This is a genomic window from Rhodoferax sp. UBA5149, from assembly GCF_002413825.1.
Lineage (GTDB): Bacteria > Pseudomonadota > Gammaproteobacteria > Burkholderiales > Burkholderiaceae_C > Rhodoferax.
This window is the reverse complement of record NZ_DHXT01000080.1, coordinates 8,207-13,286: the sequence shown is the minus strand read 5'-3', so window position 1 is coordinate 13,286 and position 5,080 is coordinate 8,207. Positions and strand designations below refer to the sequence as shown.

General features: G+C 53.9%; 4 protein-coding genes. All 4 read right to left on the bottom strand.

Annotated features, from left to right (window positions below):
- The coding region (locus B3V69_RS06780) for a 3-dehydroquinate synthase family protein (RefSeq protein ID WP_414707480.1) at positions 1 to 719 on the bottom strand (719 nt) is incomplete at its 3' end.
- A gap of 67 nt (positions 720 to 786) precedes the next feature.
- Positions 787 to 1,323, bottom strand: a complete 537-nt coding sequence (locus tag B3V69_RS06775; protein ID WP_296444992.1) for a shikimate kinase — start codon at positions 1,321 to 1,323, stop codon at positions 787 to 789.
- Between the two features lie 10 nt (positions 1,324 to 1,333).
- Entirely contained in the window at positions 1,334 to 3,427 is a 2,094-nt protein-coding gene (locus B3V69_RS06770) for a hypothetical protein (protein ID WP_296444990.1), read from the bottom strand.
- Between the two features lie 36 nt (positions 3,428 to 3,463).
- Positions 3,464 to 5,080, bottom strand: a 1,617-nt coding sequence (locus B3V69_RS06765; RefSeq protein WP_296444988.1) for a type IV pilus secretin PilQ, incomplete at its 5' end; no start/stop codon positions are given.

The following is a 5,080-nucleotide window of genomic DNA, read 5'->3' as shown; positions in this document are numbered from 1 at the left end:
GCCTTGATTTCGCAGCTGCGCTTCACCGCATGGGCCAGTGCCGCAGGGTCGCGCGCCATCAGGGCGTCGATGTTGGTCTCAATCCACGTCAAAAAGTCCAGATCGGCAATCGGCCCGTACTTGATCACTTCCGCCAAGCCGGCACTGAGTTCACGCTCAGGCAGGGTCTTGAGCGTATCCAGATCACACACCACTTTGAGTGGCTGATAAAACGCACCAATCATGTTCTTGCCCAGCGGATGATTGATGCCGGTCTTGCCGCCGACCGAAGAATCGACCTGCGCCAACAAGGTCGTTGGCACCTGGACAAAGGGCACGCCGCGCATATAGCTGGCCGCCGCAAAGCCCGTCATGTCGCCCACCACGCCACCGCCGAGAGCAAACAGAACCGTTTTTCGATCGCAGCCGTTTTCCAGCAAGGTGTCAAAAATCAGATTCAGGGTCTGCCAGGTTTTGTAGGCTTCGCCGTCGGGCAGCGTCACGGTGTGAATATGGGTGTACTTTCCCTGCAACGCCGCTTGCAGACGCTGCGCGTAGAGAGGCGCGACCGTGCTGTTGCTCACAATCAACGCGCTGGTGGCAGCAGGCAGCTCGGAATAGGTGCGTGGATTGTCAAGCAAGGCACCACCGATGGCAATTTGGTAGCTGCGGTCTTGCAGATCTATGGAGACCGTTGAACTGGCTGAACTTGATTTAGCGGCTGGGACATTCATACCCATGAGTTTAGAGGCACTTCGCGATTTTTCGCGCTGTGTCCTGACAACGTGACGTCACGACAGCACGACTTCACGAATGTGGCACAACACCCGCCAGCTCCAACTGCATCACAATCATGTTGACCAAGGTGGCGACCGACGGGCGCCCCGTCTCGACGATGAAATGGGCGGTTTCCCGATAGAGCGGATCGCGCAACGCATGCAGATCGCGCAAACGGCTCAAGGGGTTTGCCACCTGCAACAAAGGCCGGTTCACGTCATGACGCAGACGTCTAAACAGCTCGTCGGGCGACGAATTCAGGTAAATCACCTGACCCCGTTCCCGCAAGTGCCGGCGGTTGGCGGGCCGCAACACAACACCGCCACCGGTCGATAACACACTTCCTTGATTCTGCGTGAGTTGGTCGATCACCGATTCCTCGATATCGCGGAATCGGTCTTCCCCCTCACGCTCGAAGTAGTCACGGATCGAGCAGCCGAGCTGCTGCTCGATCACCTGATCGGAGTCAACGAAGGGGAGCTGCAGCCGCCGGGCGAGTTGGCGCCCGACGGTGGATTTGCCGGAACCGGGTAGACCGATCAGGGCAATCGAAACTCTTCCCTTCATCCCTTGACAGTCACGGAATTGTGAACAATTGAGTTGAAACAGTACCAAGAGGTGACGTCACCTGAACCTGCAGCTGATCTTTGCTGACACAATTTTGCAATGAGGCAAATAAAGATAATGGCGCCAACGAATTTGGCACTGTGAAGCTGGCAGTACCGTGCAAAGTACAAGAAAAAATTGTGGATGCCCCACTGCCGCCAGGAATAGCGGGGGCATTGGGGCTATTGTCAAATACGCTAAAGTCAACTTTGGTACCGGTTGGCATGCTGTTGCCTTTCGCATCGGCAATAGTTACGGTGATGCCAGGAACTGCAGTCACGCTAGGCACCGACCCCTGCACTATAGCGACTGGCGACAATATACCGGTAATTACGGCTTGACTGGACGCAAATATCACAGTAGCTTGCCGACGAGCATCGGCGGCGCCCCAGACACCATCGTTGGTACCCGAGACCCCAAAGACAGCTCCTCCTGGCAAGGCATTTATTACTGCAGGACATGTTGTCCCGTCAGGACGTGCCACGCCAAGTGAAGCAACACGCGGGACTTGAAATTCCCCTAAATCGAAACTGTCGTTAGCAGCTACTGCCTGGCCGTTATCATCCCTGAATGCCCGGCCCAAATCTGTAAAGGGCATTCCACATTCATAAACATTATTGCCTTTAGTATCAACGAAGTCCTCTTCACCAGCGACATAAGCCAATATTGAAACCCGGCCATTGGCAGTACGCGTTCCTTGAGACCTGAATGTAACCGTACACGATGAGACCGGTATTGCCGGTGATGACGTCGTCGCCGGTATGACAGGTGGAACAAAACACACCGCTGGCAACATCACACCTGACTCTGAAACAAAGTTTACTTGTGTGCCTGGAGGAACGGGGTTTCCTTGACGGTCAGCCATCGATAGTGTCACAGTGGTTGTTTGACCGTCCACCGACATTGCTTCAATACTGAATTTCTCAAGTGACAGACTCAACGAGCTTTGCGTCGGTCGGCCAGAGGCCACGGTCAGAAGGTTGGAGTTTGAAAAGACAGTGGTAGCAACGCCAACGTTATCAAGCAGTGTCGCTTTCACATTCAGTGATGTCGGTACCGTACCCGAGAAGACGGCTGCGGAAACCAGCCCCAAACTGTCAGTGGTCAAATCAACCGGTAAGTTGTTCAATACAGTGTCCAGACTAACACCCGTCGCGGTATTGCTCAACGAGAGCCGCAGCTTTTTGTTCTGCAATGGATTGCCGCTGGAGTCAACCACTTTGAACACTACTTGTGCCTGAGTAGTACCGACTGAGCCTGACAAATAAATCAATTGAGGCGTAGTACTGATGAACTGAACGTTTGTGGCAATCGAATTGGCCACGGCGATTGTGCCCAATACCGACGTTGCGCCGACCGCCGAAGCGGTAATCGTGACATTGGTTCCAGCGCAGGTGGCAACATTGGCTGTGTAGGTTGTATTCGCAGTGCCAGTCGCGTCAGTCGTTACAACTGAAGGCGTTACTGTTCCACAGCTTGCATTGAAGGTCACTTGTACCGGGGTGTTGGTCGCTGCCACGCCATTGATGGTAGCTATCACTGAAATCGCGCGATTTGCATAGGCGGCCAAAGACCCAGACCCAAGTGCCAAGGGTTGCAGCCCCAAGTTGGCGGCAGCCAATTGAAAATCAAAGGAGGTCGATAGTGCAGTTGTCCCAACCGTTGAGTGAGCAACCAAAGTGCCTGCACCCGCCGACGTTAACGAATTCGGAGAAACTTGAACCGAAGCAACACCGCCGACTGTTAACACCTGCCCCGATGCTGGACTGAACTTAATCAATGTTGGATCGCCAGAAAAAGTAACCAACGTACCCGTGGTCACTAGGGCTCCGCTTGCATCTTTGAGGGTTGCCTGTGCAACAGTAGATCCCGATGCAGTAATTGAGCTACCACCACCGCTTAGTCCCAAACTAAGCGTGGGAAGAACCGCAGGCGTGGTGGTAGCGTCGCCAGTGCTGGTTCCCGTCGTCGTGCCACTTACCGTGCCCGGATTCCCCCCCCCCCCGCCACACGCCGTCAAGGTCAAAGCAACCGCAAGACCCATTACATATTTCAACAAATTCATACTCAACGTCCTGTAATTCATTATTAGTCGCAACGGTCAGCGCGAGACCTTATCAGCAACCACTTTGGGCGTGATAAACACCAGCATTTCCTGCTTGTTTGAAATTCTGGCGCGGCTCTTGAACAGGTTGCCAATCCCTGGCAAATCGCCCAACAGCGGTACTTTGGTTTCGTCATCGCTTTCAGTCATCTCGAAAATACCACCGATGACGACGGTGCCTCCGTTCTCAACCAACACCTGCGTCTGTATGTGCTTTGTGTTGATGGCAAACCCCGCAGCCGTCTGCTGGCCGACGGTATCCTTGGTGACATCCAGAGCCAGGATGATGTTGCCTTCTGGCGTTATTTGCGGTGTCACTTCCAGTTTCAGATTCGCTTTCCGGAAGGCAATGGAGGTTGCACCACTGGAGGAGGCCACCTGGTAGGGCAACTCTGTGCCCTGTTCGATCAACGCCTTGATCTGATCCGCCGTGACCACACGTGGGCTCGAAACAACCTTGCCCTTGCCGTCAGCTTCAAGCGCTGAAAGTTCCAGATTGAGAAAACGGTTGGCCGCCGAGCTGAAAAGCGAGATTGCAAAAGTCGCCGGGTTGTAGCCGTTTTGACCCACCGCAGGCAGATTGACAAAATTGCTGGTTAGATCGGCTGCGCCACCCGCGCCGCTACTGGCGACCACATTGGAATAGCTGGTACCAAAGGCAACGCGATTTCCATCGCCCACCGAATAGCCGCCATCGCCGCCTTTTTGAGCACGCAGATCGGCGCCGCCAAGCTTCACACCCAGCGATTTACCAAAAGTATCCGTGGCCTCGACAATTCGCGCTTCAATCAAAACCTGGCGCACGGGAATATCCAATTTGGCTATTAATTCCTGAACCTGTTCCAATTTGCTGGGAATATCGGTCACGAACAACTGATTGGTACGAGTCTCGGCAATGGTGCTCCCACGCGGACTCAACATACGTGAACTATTGGCCCCCGTACCCCCACCAGTGGCCGTTAGCTGCGCGGCAACATCTGCAGATTTGGTGTAATTCAGCTGGAAAGATTGCGTACGCAAAGGTTCCAGATTTTGAAGTGAAGCGACAGATTCAAGTTCCAGTTTTTCCTTGGCGTTGATTTCATCCTTGGGGGCGATCCAGAGCACATTGCCAGTCTTGCGCATGCCCAGACCCTTGGCCTGCAAAATAATATCCAAGGCCTGGTCCCAAGGCACGTCCTGAAGCCGCAGGGTAACTCCGCCAGTAACAGAATCAGAGGTAATGATGTTGAAATTGGTAAAGTCGGCAATGACCTGCAGCAGAGAGCGAACCTCAATGTTCTGAAAATTGAGCGACAACTTCTGCCCGGTGTAGCCAGGACCTTGCGTCAATTTCGCCGGATCAACCTTCACCGGTTTGACTTCCACCACAAACTGCTCGTCAGTCTGGTAAGCACTGTGAACCCATTGACCCTTGGGCTCAATCACCATCCGCACGCGGTCACCCACTTGGGAGGTCGTTACAGTTTGGACCGGAGTACCAAAATCGGCCACATCAAGTCGGCGTCGCATTCCTTCCGGTAAAGTGGATTTCATGAACTCCACAACCAGGGTTTTCCCTTGCTGACGAATATCAACGCCAACCTGGTTACTGGGCAGGGCAACCACAATTCG